This window comes from Polaromonas sp. (genome assembly GCF_036676035.1).
Classification (GTDB): Bacteria; Pseudomonadota; Gammaproteobacteria; order Burkholderiales; family Burkholderiaceae_C; genus Polaromonas.
The window spans coordinates 1-16,502 of record NZ_JAKFDR010000057.1 but is presented as its reverse complement, the minus strand read 5'-3'; the positions used below and the strand labels follow the sequence as shown (position 1 = coordinate 16,502).

The 16,502-nt window shown below is 61.8% G+C and carries 17 protein-coding genes and 1 pseudogene; 10 read left to right on the top strand and 8 right to left on the bottom strand.

The annotated features are described in order from the left end of the window. Position 1: 1 nt before the first annotated feature. A complete protein-coding gene (locus tag V6M61_RS08960; protein ID WP_442957755.1) occupies positions 2 to 964 on the bottom strand; it encodes a Bug family tripartite tricarboxylate transporter substrate binding protein in 963 nt (320 codons plus the stop codon). Positions 965 to 1,137: 173 nt separating this feature from the next. On the opposite strand from V6M61_RS08960, the gene V6M61_RS08955 reads away from it, so the two are divergent. The 3 genes from V6M61_RS08955 (at position 1,138) to V6M61_RS08945 (ending at position 4,270) form a co-directional block, all read left to right on the top strand. Then, complete coding sequence (locus tag V6M61_RS08955) at positions 1,138 to 2,112, top strand: LysR family transcriptional regulator (protein WP_332776219.1); 975 nt, start codon at positions 1,138 to 1,140, stop codon at positions 2,110 to 2,112. A gap of 25 nt (positions 2,113 to 2,137) precedes the next feature. Beyond that, positions 2,138 to 2,650 carry a GNAT family N-acetyltransferase gene (locus V6M61_RS08950; RefSeq protein ID WP_332776218.1) on the top strand — a complete coding sequence of 171 codons (513 nt, stop codon included), beginning with the start codon at positions 2,138 to 2,140 and terminating at the stop codon, positions 2,648 to 2,650. 486 nt (positions 2,651 to 3,136) lie between these two features. Next, complete coding sequence (locus V6M61_RS08945; protein ID WP_332776217.1) at positions 3,137 to 4,270, top strand: SEL1-like repeat protein; 1,134 nt, start codon at positions 3,137 to 3,139, stop codon at positions 4,268 to 4,270. Positions 4,271 to 4,395: 125 nt separating this feature from the next. On the opposite strand, the gene V6M61_RS08940 is transcribed toward V6M61_RS08945, so the two are convergent. The 5 genes from V6M61_RS08940 to V6M61_RS08920 all read right to left on the bottom strand — a co-directional run bounded on the left by V6M61_RS08940 (position 4,396) and on the right by V6M61_RS08920 (position 7,680). Next, positions 4,396 to 5,085 carry an MIP/aquaporin family protein gene (locus V6M61_RS08940; RefSeq protein ID WP_332776216.1) on the bottom strand — a complete coding sequence of 230 codons (690 nt, stop codon included), beginning with the start codon at positions 5,083 to 5,085 and terminating at the stop codon, positions 4,396 to 4,398. Next, positions 5,082 to 5,960: a sterol desaturase family protein gene (locus V6M61_RS08935; RefSeq protein WP_332776215.1), complete on the bottom strand. Its 879-nt coding sequence runs from the start codon at positions 5,958 to 5,960 to the stop codon at positions 5,082 to 5,084. Before V6M61_RS08935 ends, V6M61_RS08940 begins: the two co-directional genes overlap by 4 nt. A gap of 36 nt (positions 5,961 to 5,996) precedes the next feature. Beyond that, entirely contained in the window at positions 5,997 to 6,500 is a 504-nt protein-coding gene (locus V6M61_RS08930) for an arsenate reductase ArsC (protein ID WP_332776214.1), read from the bottom strand. A 276-nt stretch (positions 6,501 to 6,776) separates the two neighbouring features. Continuing rightward, positions 6,777 to 7,301 (bottom strand): ArsI/CadI family heavy metal resistance metalloenzyme, encoded by a 525-nt coding sequence (locus V6M61_RS08925; protein ID WP_332776213.1) that lies wholly within the window; start codon positions 7,299 to 7,301, stop codon positions 6,777 to 6,779. 37 nt (positions 7,302 to 7,338) lie between these two features. After that, a complete protein-coding gene (locus V6M61_RS08920; RefSeq protein ID WP_332776212.1) occupies positions 7,339 to 7,680 on the bottom strand; it encodes an ArsR/SmtB family transcription factor in 342 nt (113 codons plus the stop codon). 111 nt (positions 7,681 to 7,791) lie between these two features. On the opposite strand from V6M61_RS08920, the pseudogene arsC reads away from it, so the two are divergent. The 7 genes and pseudogenes from arsC to V6M61_RS08885 all read left to right on the top strand — a co-directional run bounded on the left by arsC (position 7,792) and on the right by V6M61_RS08885 (position 14,355). Continuing rightward, positions 7,792 to 8,222, top strand: a pseudogene (gene arsC, locus V6M61_RS08915) (arsenate reductase (glutaredoxin)). 315 nt (positions 8,223 to 8,537) lie between these two features. Continuing rightward, on the top strand, positions 8,538 to 8,777 hold the full coding sequence (locus tag V6M61_RS08910; protein WP_332776211.1) for a hypothetical protein: 240 nt from the start codon (positions 8,538 to 8,540) through the stop codon (positions 8,775 to 8,777). A 102-nt stretch (positions 8,778 to 8,879) separates the two neighbouring features. Continuing rightward, the gene (locus tag V6M61_RS08905) at positions 8,880 to 9,749 is read left to right on the top strand and encodes a GNAT family N-acetyltransferase (protein WP_332776210.1); all 870 of its coding nucleotides are present in this window, start codon (positions 8,880 to 8,882) and stop codon (positions 9,747 to 9,749) included. Beyond that, the gene (locus V6M61_RS08900) at positions 9,749 to 10,609 is read left to right on the top strand and encodes a UDP-2,3-diacylglucosamine diphosphatase (protein WP_332776209.1); all 861 of its coding nucleotides are present in this window, start codon (positions 9,749 to 9,751) and stop codon (positions 10,607 to 10,609) included. The genes V6M61_RS08905 and V6M61_RS08900 overlap by 1 nt, the downstream gene beginning before the upstream one ends. Further along, positions 10,606 to 11,706 carry a glycosyltransferase family 4 protein gene (locus tag V6M61_RS08895; RefSeq protein WP_332776208.1) on the top strand — a complete coding sequence of 367 codons (1,101 nt, stop codon included), beginning with the start codon at positions 10,606 to 10,608 and terminating at the stop codon, positions 11,704 to 11,706. The genes V6M61_RS08900 and V6M61_RS08895 overlap by 4 nt, the downstream gene beginning before the upstream one ends. A 50-nt stretch (positions 11,707 to 11,756) precedes the next feature. Continuing rightward, positions 11,757 to 13,874 (top strand): polyphosphate kinase 1, encoded by a 2,118-nt coding sequence (gene ppk1 / locus V6M61_RS08890; RefSeq protein ID WP_332776207.1) that lies wholly within the window; start codon positions 11,757 to 11,759, stop codon positions 13,872 to 13,874. A 7-nt stretch (positions 13,875 to 13,881) separates the two neighbouring features. Next, on the top strand, positions 13,882 to 14,355 hold the full coding sequence (locus V6M61_RS08885) for a SixA phosphatase family protein (protein ID WP_332776206.1): 474 nt from the start codon (positions 13,882 to 13,884) through the stop codon (positions 14,353 to 14,355). A gap of 191 nt (positions 14,356 to 14,546) precedes the next feature. On the opposite strand, the gene V6M61_RS08880 is transcribed toward V6M61_RS08885, so the two are convergent. Together V6M61_RS08880 and ppx are read right to left on the bottom strand one after the other, a co-directional pair. Continuing rightward, positions 14,547 to 14,936 (bottom strand): hypothetical protein, encoded by a 390-nt coding sequence (locus V6M61_RS08880; protein ID WP_332776205.1) that lies wholly within the window; start codon positions 14,934 to 14,936, stop codon positions 14,547 to 14,549. 69 nt (positions 14,937 to 15,005) lie between these two features. After that, the coding region (gene ppx, locus V6M61_RS08875; RefSeq protein ID WP_332776204.1) for an exopolyphosphatase at positions 15,006 to 16,502 on the bottom strand (1,497 nt) is incomplete at its 5' end.

Genomic DNA, 16,502 nt, shown 5'->3' with positions numbered 1-16,502 from the left:
ATCAATCCAGTTTGATGTTTTTCTTGGCGATCAGGTCGCTATAGCGTTTGTTTTCAGCCGTGTGAAACTGCGCGAACTGGGCCGGCGTCATGGGCGTGAGGTCGGCGCCGATGGCGCTCAGGCGGGTTTGCGTCTCTGGCATGGCCAGCACTTTGGTGACTTCGGTGTAAACGCGCTCCTGCACGGCTTTCGGTGTGGAAGCCGGCATGTAGATGCCGTACCAGGCGCTCATTTCCACGCCCTTGAGGCCGGCTTCGGCCATGGTGGGGACATCGGGCAACTGGGGGTTGCGGCGGGCAGCAGCCACGGCCAATGCCTTGATGCGGCCGTTTTTGATCTGGCCAATCACCGAGGGCATGGTGTCAAAGCTCAGCTGCACCTGGCCGCCGACCAGGTCGACCAGAGCCGGGCCGCTGCCGCGGTAAGGGATGTGCGTGATGAACACGCCGGCCTGGTCTTTGAACAGCTCGGCCGCGATGTGCTGGGTGCTGCCGGCGCCGCTGGTGGCGTAATTGAGCTTGCCGGGCTGGCTCTTGGCCAGCTTGATCAGGGACTGCACCGAATCCACCGGCAGCGCGTTGTTGACCACCAGCACATTGGGCACGGCGCCGACAAACACCACCGGCACCAGGTCCTTGTTGTTGTCGTAGCCGAGCTTGAGCAGGTGCGGCGCAATCGCGTGCGCGGTGGAAACGCCCATCACCATGGTGTGGCCGTCGGTGGCTTTGGCCGTCACGTCGGCGGCCAGCGTGTTGGATACGCCCGGACGGTTTTCCACCACCACGGGCTGCTTGAGCAGGGGGCCCAGCCGGTCCGCCACGGCACGGGCCATGGCGTCGGTCCCGCCGCCGGGGGCCGAGCCGACCAGAATGCGCACCGGTTTGGCCGGCCAATCCTGTGCGGCAACATGGGTCTGGCAGGCCAGCGCGCAGGCGGCCAGCATCAGGGTAGGCAATAGTTTCATGGGTTTGTCTCCAGCTTTTATGAACTCAGGGGTGAACTCGGGAATGGCTTGATGGTAAGGATCCGGACTGTTAACGTAAATTGAAAATGCATGATTGTTTGATAATCAGTAGTTATCATTTGAATTCCCGGAAATTCACACACCGAATGTCCGCACCCACGCTGAGCTCCACCATGAACACCCCCAACCCGATCCCCCAATTGCTCAACCGCCTGCGCATGCGGCAGGTGGCCCTGATGCTGGCCGTGGGGGAGCATGGCACCTTGCGCAAGGCGTCTGCCGAGCTGGGCATGACGCAGCCGGCGGCCACCAAGATGATCCAGGAGCTGGAATCGGCGCTCGGCCAACGCCTGTTTGAGCGGGTGGGGCGCGGCCAGCGCCTGACGGCCGCAGGCAACAGCGTGCTGGGCTACTTTCGCGGCATGCGCGGCTCGGTGGAGTCGATGACGCGCGAGCTGGCCGAATTGCAGCTGGGCAGCTCCGGGCGGCTCTCAGTAGGTACCATCATGGCGCCGTCGCCGACGCTGCTGACCAGCGCCATCATTGCGCTCAAGCAGGCCTATCCCCTGCTGTCGGTCGACATCACCATGGACACCAGCGACCGCCTGCTGGAACTGCTGCGCGAGGGCGCGCTGGACGTGGCGATTGGCCGCATCCGCGACGAGCACCGGCAGGACTACAGCTTTACCCCGCTGGAAAACGAAGCGCTGGCGGTAGTGGTGGGCGTGCACCACCCCTTATGCCGGCAGGCCTCGGTGGCTTTTTCCAGCCTGCTGCGCTACCCGTGGATTTTGCAGCCGGTGGGCAGCCCGATGCGCGAGGTGCTGGACCAGGAGTTCCGCATGCTGCAGGTGCCAGCGCCCAAGGGCCTGATCGAAACGGCCTCCATACTGACCACCACCGATCTGATCGACAAGACCGACATGATCGCGGTGATGCCCCGATCGATTGCCGACAGCTATGCCCGGCACGGCCTGCTCAAGGTCTTGCCCTGCCATATCCGGCACAAGATGGAATCGTTTGGCTCCATCACACGCAAGGACCGGCCTGCCAGTGACGCGTCCCGGTTTTTCCTGTCCGTTATTCACCGCCAGGACAAGCCCAAGCCCAAACCCAAGTCGGCAAGGCGCGGCAAGACGCCGTCATAATGGCGCCCGTTTAATGGATTATTTGATGACAACTGTCTCCGCATCGACCTCCCCATCACTTCACATCTGCCGGGCCGACTACGGCAATTCGCTGCACGCGGCGGCGCTGGTCAGCCTGCTCGATGCCTATGCCCGCGACCCGGCCGGCGGCGGCGAGCCGTTGAGCGAGTTTGCCAAGACCCACCTGGCGAGTGCGCTGGCCGCCCGGCCGCAGGCCTTTAGCGTGCTGGCCTTCGACGGTGCCCAGCCTGTGGGGCTGATCAATTGCATTGAAGGTTTCTCCACCTTTGCCTGCCGCCCCTTGGTCAATGTGCACGACGTGGTGGTGCTGGCCAGCCACCGCGGCCAGCGGGTCGGCGAGCAGATGCTGGCGCTGGTGGAGCAGATCGCCCGCGAGCGCGGGGCTTGCAAGCTCACGCTGGAGGTGCTGGCCGGCAATGCCAGCGCCATCCGCTTGTACGAGCGTGTGGGCTTTGCCAACTACCAGCTGGACCCGGCCATGGGGCAGGCCCGGTTTCAGCACAAGTGGCTGGATTGAGTGCCGGTCTGAGCCCAACCACCGGGTGTATTCAGACCGGTTCGGCCTGACGAGCCAATTAGGTACGGAAATGGGCACCCCTGTGGCGCCCATTTCTTGTGGTGCGCCAGGCATGGTGCGTTGCGCGGAAGCGCGACTTGGCTGACCGTGTCGAAGCCATGCAAAAACGTCGCCCAAATTACGGACTTATGAGTAAAAGGCTGCGTCCGGCGGCGGCGCGCCCAAGGGCGCTCCCGGCCGCAGCCTTCACCTCAACTTAGGGGATGACGGGCTTCCGCAACCCCTTTACTATCTGTGTTTTATAGCCCCTGTATTACTTGGACTTGGCAGTCGTCATTGCCGTTGGCCAAGGGCTGTTAACGCCTTCCTGGACAAACGAGATTCCGCTGCCATCTACAGCTTATTGTGCAACTCAAGGTCCGAGACAGGCTTTACTTTCCGGAGCACGGAGCCAAGCTCGGAACGTGCACTCCAAGGAGGTGACCCATGAAACGACTGCTTCTTACGGTGATGACTCTCCTGCTGCTGGGCGTTGGTACGGCGTGGGCAGGTCCAGTTGAAGATGCGGCTGCAGCTTATGGTCGCGGTGATTATGCAAAGGCACTGAAAATAACTCGCTCCCTTGCAGAGCAGGGATATCCGATTGCGCAATCCAACCTCGGCGCGATGTATGCCAATGGGCAAGGCGTCGCGCAGGATTACGCCGAAGCGCTCAAGTGGTATCGGCTGGCCGCAGCGCAGGGGGATGCGACTGGGCAGTACAACCTCGGCGGGATGTATTTCCAAGGGCACGGTGTCGCGCAGGATTACGCGGAAGCGCTCAAGTGGTATCGACGGGCCGCAGCGCAGGGGGATGCGAAAGCGCAGCTCAACCTCGGCCTGATGTATGCCAACGGGCAAGGCGTTGCGCAGGATTATGTAGAAGCGCTCAAATGGTTTCGACTGGCCGTAGCGCAGGGGGATGCGAAAGCGCAGTCCAACCTTGGCGTGATGTATTTCCAAGGGCACGGTGTCGCGCAGGATTACGCGGAAGCGCTCAAATGGTTTCGACTGGCCGTAGCGCAGGGGCACGCGGATGCGCAATACAACCTCGGCGTGATGTATTTCAAAGGGCAAGGCGTCGCGCAGGATTACGCGGAAGCGCTCAAATGGTTTCAGCTGGCCGCAGCGCAGGGGGAGACGGCTGCGCAGTCCAACCTCGGCATGATGTATCGCGATCGGCTAGGTGTCGAACAGGATGATGCAGAAGCGCTCAAATGGTTTCGACTGGCTGCGGCGCAGGGGTATGCGTTGGCGCAGTTCAACCTCGGTGTGATGTATCGCGATCAGGAAGGCGTCGCGCAGGATTACGCGGAAGCGCTCAAGTGGTTTCGCCTGGCCGCAGCGCAGGGGGATGTGAAAGCGCAGTACAGCCTCGGTCTGATGTATGCCGATGGGAATGGCGTCGTGCAGGACCATGTTCGTGCGCACATGTGGTTCAGCCTTGGTGCCGAGGCGGGCTTTGCAGCTGCAGTGAAAAGGCGCGACTCCGTTTCAAGCCTGATGTCATCGCAGCAAGTCGCCCAAGCACAGCAGATGGCGCGTGACTGTCAGCGGCGCAAGTTCAAGGGATGCGACTGAGAATTGGCCTTGGCATGCATCTATCCCGTGGCCTTTTGTCCCTGTGAGTATCGGCCCCAGACGCAAAAAGCTCGCACACAGCGGACTTGGGTTTTACCATTCCCTGGAGCTCGACTTCCCAGTTCTCAGCATCGCTCATGGCGGGGACCCAGCCAGCGGTCCAGTAACACACCAACGCCGGCACCCACAGTCTGGGCCACTACAAACGCCGGGGCATTCGCTGGTGCAATGCCGGCAAAACTGTCGGACAGCATGCGCCCGAGTACGGCGGCCGGGTTGGCAAATGAGGTGCTGGCGGTGAACCAGTAGGCCGCGCCGATGTAGCAGGCCACCAAGGCAGACGCCTTGCCGGCCGGAGCGCGCAGGATCACCAGCACCAGCCCGGCCGTGGCCACGGCTTCGGCGATCCACTGGCCCGGGCCCGTGCGGACCTTGGTGCTGAACTGCAGCAGCTGCAGATCAAACATGGCATGCGCCAGCCAGGCACCTGCCACAGCACCCAGCAACTGGGATGCTATAAAAAATATAGCTGATTGCGCCCGTTTTTCATGGGCTAGAGTGCCTTTTGACCATAAGGCTAGAGTGACCAGCGGGTTGAAATGCGCGCCACTGACGGGGCCCAGCGTTTCAATCAGCACATACAGCGCGAACACCGTGGCCAGCGTGTTGGCCAGCAAGGCAATGGCGGCGTTGCCGCCCGCCAGGCGCTCGGCCATGATGCCGGAGCCGATCACGGCGCAGAGCAGGGCGGCGGTGCCCAGAAACTCGGCGAGCAGAACCCGCCAGGGGGGTGTGCGCAAAGTGTTGGTGCTCATGCTTTGCAACACGCCGGGCTGAACATGGACAGCACCTGGGCCCAGTAGGGCTGGCGCGCCGGGTATTGGCTGCCGGCATACAGGCCGATGGCTTGTGGGCCTGAAGCATGGCGCGGGTAATGGAAGGTGCCAAACACCAGATCCCAGACCATCAGGGCGCTGCCGTAGTTGTTGTTGCCTTCTTCCTGCCGGCTTGAATGGTGCCAGCGGTGCAGCTCGTTGGTGCTGAGCAGGTAGTTGAGCCAGCCATGGCGCAGCGGCAGATTGACATGCTGCAGCATCAGCACGGGCTGGGTCAGGGCGATGTAGCCGAGCAACACATCGGCGGGCACGCCCATCAGCATCAGCGGCAGCATGCTCAAGCCATGTTTGAGGACGTATTCCAGCGGATGGACGCGAAAGTTGTTGACCGAGTAAAGGCGCTCACTGCCGTGGTGCAGGGCATGCAGCCACCACAGGGCCGGCTGGGTGTGGTGCCAGCGATGGGCCCAGTATTTGCCAAATTCCGCCAGCAGGGTGACCAGTAGCACCTGCAGGGCGAAGGGCGCATCGACCGGAAACAGCACTGCAGCCGGCTCGATCAGGCCATAGACGCCGATGACGATGAGTGGCGATAGCCATTTGAGCAGCGGCTGCACGACACCGGCCAGCAGGCCGAAGCTCAGCCAGTCGGTAAGGCTGTCGCCACGTGGGGTGTTCCACTGGGGTTGATGGGGCATGCGGCGCTCAAGCAGCATGGCCAGCAGCAAGGCGCCCAGGCTGCTGAGCAGAATGGCCAGTTCCATGTTGCCGCCGGTTTGCCGCGCGTAAAGAAAGGTGGCCACGCTGACCAGCAGCGCGCCGGGCAGAAGCCCATTGGCGAGGATTTTTTTCATGTGAAGGCCGGAAAAAGAGAAGGCGAGGGCCAGGGATCAGGCGGTTTTGGCCAGATTGCGGGCGCTGGTTTGCAGCATCAGCTTGTCGAGGCTTTCGGGGGGCAGGTTGACCAGCAGCTCCAGGCGACGATGAATCGCATGAAGCGTCTGGCGAAAGGCTTCGAGTTTTTGTTCCTCGGTGCCGTCAATGGCCGACGGATCGGCGTAGCCCCAGTGCACGGTGGCGGGGTGGCCGGGCCAGTAAGGACAGGTCTCGCCGGCGGCGTTGTCGCAGACCGTAACGATCAGGTCCATCTGGGGGGCGTCCGGTTTTGCAAAATCGTCCCAGCTTTTGCTGCGCAGGCCTTCTATCGAAATGCCTGCGGCTTGCAGGACTTTCAGTCCCAGCGGGTTGGGCTGCTGGTTCGCGCGTGGGCTGCTACCGGCCGAGTACGCTTTGAAACGCCCCTGCCCGATATGGTTGAGCAGGGCTTCAGCCAGAATGCTGCGCGCTGAATTGTGGGTGCAGAGGAAAAGAACATTGATCGGCTGCTTGCTCACAGCTTGCTCCTTGTGGTTGTTTGGTTTCTTGAACCTAGAAACCGCAGTTGGACGCGCCCGAGTGGGTCGGCATGGGGTGGGCTGGCAAGGCGTGACGAGGCAGCAGGCTGATGCCTGCAAGGAGGAGCAACGCCGCCAGCGCGCGCCAGGGCGGCTCAATCGGGTGCGTAGCGCTGTCACCCAAAAGGTGAACGTGTACGTGAGTTGGTAGGTACGTGTTCATGAGGTTCAGCCAGCGGTCAATGAGCGGTCAACTGCGGTTTCTAGGTTGAGTGATCAGCAGCAGGCTTTGCCGGCGCTGCCTGCAAGGCCCGAGGCGGTTGAAGGCGCCGGGCGGGATTTGACGAATTGCACTTTTGCTATGTTTTCAGGAGCTGCTGATGCACAGCATGCCTGGGCTACAGCCTGATTTGATTCAAGTTTCTTTTCACTGAACACCGGGATGCTGTCCAGCGTGTGGAACTGCTCCCAGGCAATACCTTGCGGGTCGGTCACCCAGTATTTGTCGCTGCGCGAGTAGCAGCAGGTGGTCTCGCCGTCGTCCAGCAGGGCCATGTCGGCCTTCGTGGCGTTGTCCTTGAGCGCGGCCAGTTCCTCGGCAGATTCGACCTGGATGCCCAGGTGGTCCACGCCCGGTGCATCGCCGCGGGTGGAGATGGCAAAGTTGACCGGCGGGTCGGTCAGCATCCATTTGGCGTAGTCGGCTTCAAGACGCGCCGGGCTCTGGTTGAACATCGCCGAGTAAAAGGCGATGTTCTGCTCAAGGTTTTCTACGTGAACGTGTACATGAAAGCGTTTCATCGGGTTCTCCTGGGGGCTTGGGGTTAATAGCTAGCGGTTAGCAGTTGATGCAGGCCGCCTCGGCACTGACCTCACAGGCCTGGCCCTGGCAGCAGTGCTCGGTCATGTAGCTCAAAAGGGCGCTCATCTGCTCAAAATTGGCGCGGTAAATCAGGTGGCGGCCACGCGGCTCACTGCTGACCAGGCCCGAATAAGCCAGCTCTTTCAGGTGGAACGACAGCGCGCTGGGCGCTACGTCCAGCTGCAGGCCAAGAGTGCCGGGCGTCAGGCCATCCGGCCCGGCCACCACCAGTGCCCGGAAGGCGCGCAGCCGCTGCGCTTGCGCGAGCGCGGCCAGGGCCTTGATGGCGGAAGCTTCGTCGAGGGTTTTTATTTCCATGTTTCAAATATAATTGAATTATTGAATTGATGCAATATCAACGCAACGCCAATAAGCCCACCCGCATCTAAGCTTCATCGCACCCACCTGCATCAACAAGGACCAGCCTGCATGCCCAACATCACGATTTATCACAACCCCGGTTGCGGCACGTCGCGCAATGTGCTCGGCCTGATCCGCAATAGCGGGGAAGAGCCTGAAGTCATCGAGTACCTGAAGATGCCGCCCAGCCGACAAAAGCTGCTCGAGCTGCTTGCCCAAATGGGGATTCCGGTCAGGGAGCTGCTCAGACGCAAGGGCACGCCTTATGACGAGCTGCAGCTGGACAACCCCTTGCTCACCGACGATCAACTGATCGATGCCATGCTGGCACACCCATCCTGATCAACCGGCCGGTGGTGGTGACGCCGCTGGGCACGCGCTTGTGCCGTCCGTCAGAGGCCGTTCTGGACATCCTGCCCTTGCCGCAACGCGGCGCATTCGCCAAGGAGGATGGCGAGCAGGTCATCAACGAGCGGGGAGAGCGTGTGGCCGGCGCTTAGAGCCGCTTCCTGTGGAGCTTCCCAAGCTTCCCGGCAGGCGCTGAAAATCTTGATGCCTTTTCAGGCTCCAGCCCCGGATAAACGTGCGCAAGTAGCTCCTGATTTGATAGCGAAAAGTCTCAACCGGGTTGGCCAGGCCCTGCTCGCCGTTTCAGGCCCGTCCGTGGGGTTGCCTCTCATGGAAGGCGACGACCCGCCTGGTCGTCTGGCAGCCCAGACCCGGCGGGCGCTGTCACACAACTGCCACTGAACTGACACGAACGCGTCACCCCCGGCTTTCAGAATCACGCCATGACCAGAACGATGGAGCACCCGATGAGACTGAAGTTGAACCAGGCCGGTGAGCAGGGAAAACAGGGTAGAGACGTCAGCGAGGCCTCCAACCCCGGCATCCATGAGCTCGACAAACAGCGTCTGCGCATCCTGCGATGCACCGCGCAGGCCATGGTCAGTAGCCCCGGGGGCTTGCGTTTCAAGGCGGGTGCCCGGCCCTGGCTGGACGGGTTGCCGGGTGGCCGACATGGGGCCGCGGTTTCGCAGGCCACTGGTGATTGAGAGTCAAAGCCCCCCAAGCCCCTTTCCCGGGGCTTTTTTACAGCCGAATTTCAAGCAAGCGGTTTTCATTTTTTGAGACACCCAGATAACAAGGAGTTAGCCATGAAAGAACTGCCCAACCCCACCTTTGCATTGTCGCCAGTCGCCATGCCACGGGGGTCACTTCATCAAAGCGGTCATGTTGTCAGTCCAGCCCTTGTTCAAAAACCTGCCGTGGGGAAAATCCAGGTCGGCTGGGCCCGCCATCAGGATGAGGTCCGGCAGGCGCAGCGTCTGAGGTACCAGGTCTTCGCCAGCGAGATGGGGGCGACGCTGCCCAACACCTTGCCGGGCCATGACATCGACCTGTTTGACGACTACTGCGAGCACCTGCTGGTGCGCGATGCCGACAGCAGCGAGGTCATAGGCACCTACCGGGTGCTGACGCCGACCCAGGCCAAGCGCGTGGGCAGCACCTACAGCGACACCGAGTTCGACCTGACCCGCCTGCGCAGCCTGCGCGATCGCATGGTCGAGCTGGGCCGCAGCTGCGTGCATGCCGATCACCGGCATGGCGGTGTGATTCTGGCCCTGTGGGGCGCGCTGGCCGAGTTCATGGCGCGCAACCAGCTCGACACCATGATCGGCTGCGCCAGCATTCCGATGCAGCACGACGGGGTCTCCAGCGGCCACATTGCGGCCAGCATCTGGCGGCAGGTCCGGCAAACGCACATGGCGCCGATTGAATACCACGTGACGCCACGGCTGGCGCTGCCGGTCGAGCAGCTCGACGACACACTGGATGTGGAGCCGCCGGCCCTGATCAAGGGCTACCTGCGCCTGGGTGCGAAGGTGTTGGGCGCCCCGGCGTGGGACCCGGATTTCAACTCGGCCGACTTGCCGATGATGATGCGCATTGCCGACCTGCCACCACGCTACCTGAAGCATTTTTCAGGCAAGCCCCCGTCTGCCGGCCATGCAAGGCAGGCCTGATGCGAACCCTGTTTGAAGCCATGGGCACGCTGGGCAACGGTTTTGCCCAGCCCGATGATGCGCACGATGATGAATCGCTGCGCAAGCGCTACCGCACGATTTTCATTTCGGATCTGCACCTGGGCACCCCGGGCTGCCAGGCCTCGGCACTGCTGGACTTTCTGAAGGCCCATCCCAGTGATTACCTGTACCTGGTGGGGGACATCGTGGATGGCTGGCAGTTGCGGCGCAAATGGTACTGGCCGCAGTCGCATAACGATGTGGTTCAAAAGCTGCTGCGGCGTGCCCGCAAAGGCTGCCGCATCATTTATGTGCCGGGCAACCATGATGAGTTTGCGCGTGAATTTATTGGCAACCAGTTCGGCGGCATCGAGGTGATTGACGAGGCCGTCCACAACACCGCCGATGGCCGCAAGCTGTGGATCATCCACGGCGACTACTTCGATGCGGTGGTGCAATGTGCCAAATGGCTCGCCTATGTGGGCGACAACCTGTATGAATTCACGCTCAAGCTCAACCGCTATCTGAACAGCTTGCGCGCACGCATGGGCCTGCCTTACTGGTCGCTGTCAGCCTATCTCAAGCAAAAGGTCAAAAAAGCGCTGAACTACGTGACCGACTTTGAAGTGGCGGTGGCCAGCGAAGCCCGCCGCCGGGGCTACCAGGGGGTGGTGTGCGGCCATATTCACCGCGCCGAAATGCGCGAGATCAATGGCACGCTGTACTGCAATGACGGTGACTGGGTTGAAAGCCGCACCGCCCTGGTCGAGCACTTCGACGGCCGGCTGGAGCTGCTGCACTGGGCGCCGACCCATGAAACCCAGGGCCGCGGCCATGTCAGCGCGCCGGTGACCGCATGAAAATCGCCTTGATCACGGACGCCTGGCAGCCGCAGGTGAACGGCGTGGTGACCACGCTGGTGGAGCTGGTGCGTGAGCTGCAGGCCCTGGGGCACCAGGTGGAGGTGTTTCATCCCGGCCTGTTCAAAACCCGGCCTTGTCCGGGCTATGCCGGCATTGAGCTGGCCATTCGCCCCAAGCGCCAGTTGACTGAAAAACTCGACGCCCTGCAGCCCGAAGCGGTCCACATCGCCACGGAAGGGCCGCTGGGCTGGGCGGCGCGCAGCTACTGCCTCAAGCGCGGCTTGAACTTCACGACCGCGTTTCACACCAAGTTCCCGGAAATCCTTCATGCCGCTTTGAGAATCCCGCTGTCCTGGGGTTATGCGCTGTTTCGCCACTTTCACAAGCCCTCGTCCGGCGTGATGGTGCCGACCCACGGGGTGCTGCACATGCTGGAGCAGCGCGGCTTTCGCCAATTGCGCGGCTGGACGCATGGCGTGGACACGCAGCTTTTCAAATTTGAAACTACACCTGCATCGCGTCTGCAGGCCCGGATGGGCATGCTTGTCCGCCCGATGTCCCTGTTTGTCGGGCGCGTTTCCTACGAGAAGAACATCGAGGCCTATCTGCGGCTGGACATTCCCGGCACCAAGGTGGTTTGCGGTGTCGGGCCGCTGGAAGCTTCGTTGAAGGAGCGCTATCCGCAAGTTCGCTGGCTGGGGGTGTTGCCCAGGGACGAGTTGGCCAAAGTCTATGCGGCGGCAGATGTTTTTGTGTTTCCCAGCAAATCTGAAACTTTCGGCCTGGTGATGCTGGAAGCCATGGCAACGGGAACACCTGTCGCCGCTTATCCCGTGGACGGCCCGCTTGAAGTGCTGGGAAAACCCGATGGCAGCTGTCACGGCGGTGTCATGCACACGGATTTGCAGCAAGCCTGCTACGGCGCTCTGGCCGTGCCCCGGCATGAGGCCCGGGCCCGCGCCCTGGACTTCAGCTGGCAGCATGCCGCCCAGTTATTTGAAAGTTATCTGGTGCCCGCCCGTCAGGCGGCGGCTTCGAGGCAGGTGCAGCCGGCTGTCATATCGGCCAAAACCACTGTCACGCCTTTGTCATGAAGCCAGTGAACACTCGGCTGTAACTTTGATTACAAATGTTTTCGCCCCGAATGTCCTTTTTGACTGCCGAGCCGCTCCCGTCCTCCGCTGTGGCGATGCCAGCCATCCAGCTGCTGGACCGCGACCACAGTATTCTTGCCTTCAATGAGCGGGTGCTGGACTGGGCGAAGCGCCCGGATGTTCCCTTGCTGGAGCGCTTGCGCTTTCTCTGCATTGTCTCGTCCAACCTGGATGAGTTCTTTGAAGTGCGCGCCGCACCCCATCTGACAGCGGCTCAGAACAACGAGCAAAAAGGCCTGTACACCGCGCAGTCGTACACAGCGCTTGCGGCCGCGGCGCACGGCATGGTGGCGCGCCAGTACTCGCTGTACAACGATGAGCTGATGCCCGAGTTCGAAAAGCAAGGCATCAAGATCCTGTCGCACGGTGAGCGCAACCCGGCCCAGCGGCGCTGGGTCAAGGACTACTTTGAGCGCGAGGTGCGCCCGCTGCTGATCCCGGTGGGGCTGGACCCTTCGCACCCTTTCCCGCAGGTGGCCAACAAGTCGCTGAACTTCATTGTCCGCCTGGGTGGGCGCGATGCGTTTGGCCGTGAAAACGACATTGCAATTGTCAAGGTGCCGCGCGTTCTGCCACGGCTGATTCACATGCCTGACAAAGGCTCGAACAAGAAAAGCCTGTTTGTGTCCCTGTCCAGCGTGATCCGCGCGCATCTGGCGGAGCTGTTTGCGGGGCGCGAAGTCTCGCAATTCTCCCAGTTCCGCGTGACACGGCATTCCGACCTGGCGGTGGATGAAGACGATGTGCAAAACCTGCGTACCGCACTGCGCCAGGGCCTGGAGCAGCGCCACTACGGTCAGGCCGTCCGTCTGGAAGTATCTGCCGCCTGCTCGGACTACCTTTCCGGATTTTTGCTCAAGCAGTTCAATCTGCCGACGCCGTCGCTGTACCGGGTCCATGGCCCGGTCAATCTGGTGCGGCTGACCCAGCTGGTGGACCTCGTCAACGATCCCCGGCTTCTGTTTCCGGCCTACGCGGCGTGTTATCCCACCCAGCTGGTGCCGGGGCAATCATTTTTTGAGCAGCTCCAGCAGGGGGATGTGGCCATCCACCAGCCGTTTGAGAGTTTTGACGGGGTGTTGGCTTTCCTGCGTGAAGCTGTCCATGACCCGCAGGTGCTGGCTATCAAGCAGACCATTTACCGCACCGGCGCCGATTCCGAGCTGATGGGCTTGTTGCGTGAAGCGGTGCGGCGCGGCAAGGAGGTGACGGTGGTGGTGGAGCTCAAGGCCCGCTTTGACGAGGAAGCCAACATCAACTGGGCCGAGATGCTGGAGTCCATTGGCGCGCAGGTGGTGTACGGTGTGATGGGCCTGAAGACCCACGCCAAGATGCTGCTGGTGACGCGCCGGGAAGGCCGCCACCTCAAGCGCTACGCCCACCTGTCAACCGGCAACTACAACCCGCGCACCGCCCGCCTGTACACCGACCTGAGCTACCTGACCAGCGACCCACTGCTCACGGCCGATATCGACAGCGTCTTTGTGCATCTGGCCAGCCACAGCCGTCTGCCCAGGCTGCATTACCTCCTGCTGGCGCCATTTCAACTGCACCGCAAGCTGATTGAAAAAATTGACCAGTTGGGTGAAGCTGCCGCACTGGGCAAGGACACGCGTCTGGTGGCCAAGATGAATGCGCTGACCGACGAGGCCCTGATCCTGGCCTTGATCCGGGCCGGCCAGCGTGGCGTGAAAATCGACCTGATTGTGCGCGGTGCCTGCATGTTGCCGGCGCAGGTGCCGGGCGTCACGGACAACATCCGGGTGCGCTCCATCATTGGGCGCTTTCTGGAGCATTCCCGGGTCTTTTACTTCCGCTGCGCCGATGAGGAAACGCTTTACCTGTCCAGTGCTGACTGGATGAACCGCAACATGCTGCGCCGGGTGGAACTGGCCTGGCCCGTCACGGACCCTGTCATCCGCCAGCGCATCATTGACGAGTGTCTGGTCGCCTATCTGCATGACAGCTGCGATGCTTGGGATTTGCAGGCGGATGGCACCTACACCCGGGTTGATCTGCAGGCGAAGGGCCCCAGGCATGGGGCCCAGGCGGCGCTGATGGCCCGTTACTCGGCACGCCAGAATGGGCGTGAAACACGGGGAAAGTAGAGCTTTGATGGACCTGATCTTGTGGCGTCATGCAGAGGCTGAAGATGGGCCCCAAGGTGATGCCCAGGTCAGCAGCGATCTGGATCGTTCGCTGACCGCCCGGGGCGAAAAACAGGCCGCCCGTATGGCAGCCTGGCTGGACCGGCAACTGCCCGAGGGCGCCCGCATTCTGGTCAGCCCGGCGCGCCGCTGCGAACAGACGGCGCTGGCGCTGGGGCGTAAATACAAAATCCGGCCGGAGCTGGGGCCCGGTGCATCGCCGGCCCAAGTGCTGGAACTGGCGCAATGGCCCCTGGGCAAATCCCCCGTTCTCCTGATCGGACACCAGCCCACTTTGGGTCAAACGATTGCTCAGCTGCTGGGCCTGCAGGAAAGCGAATGCCCGGTGAAAAAGGGCGCAGTCTGGTGGCTGCGCAGCCGGGACCGCGACGGCCATGAGCAGACTGTCGTGGTGACCGTGCAGTCGCCGGAAGTGCTTTGAAGCTAGTGTGGTGTTGCACGCTATCAGGCACATAAAACCGCGTCTTTTTGCCCATGGCGGCGTTGCAAATCCGCGCCATAGTGGAACTATGGCTGTGGTTTGCGCCTAGCCCTGGACAAAAATCCATCGGTTTTATTTGTACCTGCAAGCGTGCAACACCACACTAGAAACGGCGGGCTTCCCCCGGGACCTTACTTGGCCAGGCTGGGCCGGCCGGTCTTGATCGCGGGAACGTTATCCAGCGCTGTCAGAAATGCGGCATCGGACAGGGCCGCGAGCGCTTTGATACCGGCACGCAGCACTTCACTTTTTTTGGTCGGGCGGGCCAGCTTGGCCGCGCGCTGTTTGAGCTCGTCGAGCACCACATATTCGGTTTTTGGAATGGTGAAGCTGTCCCGAACCAGCTTGGGTCTTTTGGCTTTGGCGGGTTTTTCAGCCTTGGCAAGCGGCGCTTTGGCTTGCGGCTTTGGGGTGGCGCGTGGCTTGGCGGGCGGGGCTTTGGCGGCAGTTTTTTTTGCCGAGGGAGCGGGTACAGCAGCCTTGGCACTGGGCGAAGTGGTGGATTTTTTTGCAGTTGCCATGAAGTTGATCCTCTCGATTAACGATATATACAGTTTATACCGTTAATTGAAGGCAAATCAACTGCAAATTCAGAGTCCCGAAAGCACCAGCGACCAGGGCGTCTTCTGCCAGGCAATCACTTCCTCGCGCAGCAAGTGGGCGGATTGCGGAAAAGCCTGCGCCCAGCCCGACCTGCATGTCAGCACGAAACGGTGGCTGTGCGCGGGGCCGCTTTCAAGCTGCAGGCCTTTGAGGTCCGGGTCGCGGCGGGCGTGGCACAGGATGACGGCCAGGCGCAGGGCCAGCAGCTGCTGAACAAAGACCTGGTCCTCAAAATCAACGTCAAGCTTGCGCAGCTTGCCGCGGTGTCCCAGCACCAGCAGGCCCAGGCGGTGCAGTTCCGGCAGGGTAAAACCCGGCGCATCGGCGTTGTCGAGGATGTAGGCGCCATGCTTGTGATAGTCGCTGTGCGAAATCTGGCAACCAATCTCGTGCAACTGGGCCGCCCAATCGAGCTTGCGCTGGAAGCGCTCGAGCTCGGTTGCGGGCGTGCCGACACGTGCCATGCGAAAAAGGTCCTTCGCCACCTTGCCAACCCGCTCAGCCTGTGCGGCGTCGGTTCCAAACTTGCTGCTCAGGCGTTGCACTGCGGTGGCGCGCAAATCGGTCACATCCTGCTCGCGGTTCAGCAGGTCGTAGAGCGCGCCGTGACGCAAAGCCCCTTGGGCGGCATGCATCTGCGCGATGCCCAGCAGGTCAAAAACAGCCCTTAAAACACTGACGCCGCCCCCGATGACCGCGCGGCGGTCATCTTTCATGCCGTCCATTTTGAGCCGGTCCGCGCTTTGGGCCTTGAGCAGGCGGTCCAGCAGCCAGTCGAGTCCTTCGCGTGTCACCAGGCCGGCAGGCCATCCCGCGGCAGTCAGCACGTCGCTGATCGCACCGATCGTGCCCGAGGAGCCATAAGCGACCTCCCAGGCGCCGGAGCGATAGGCATTGACCGCTTCGTCGAGAACCGCCTTGGCGGCAATTTCCGCCGCCTCGAAAGCGCGCACGCTGAATTGCCCATCGGGAAAATACTTCATCGACCAGGCGACGCTGCCCACACGATAGGACTCCATGGCCCGGGCCTCCAGGTGCTCGCCCAGAATCAGCTCGGTCGAGCCGCCCCCGATATCGACAACCAGACGCCGCTCATCCGACTGCGGCAGCATATGCGCCACGCCCTGGTAAATGAGGCGGGCTTCTTCACGGCCGGAGATGACGTCAATGGGAAATCCAAGAACCTTGTGGGCGCGCTCCAGAAACTCGTCACGATTGCGCGCTTCGCGCAATGTTTGGGTCGCTACGGCGCGGACCTGCGACTTTTTGAAACCGGCCAGACGCTCGCCAAAGCGGGCCAGGCAGTCCCAGCCGCGCTGCATGGCTTGCGGGGTGAGGTTGCGATTACCGTCAAGGCCATTGCCCTGGCGCACCGTCTCCTTGATGTACTCGGTGCGGTGAATCCGGCCGTGATCGAAGCGGCCAATTTCGAGGCGAAAGCTGTTGGATCCCAGATCCACAGCGCCAAGGAGCGTTCCGTTTTG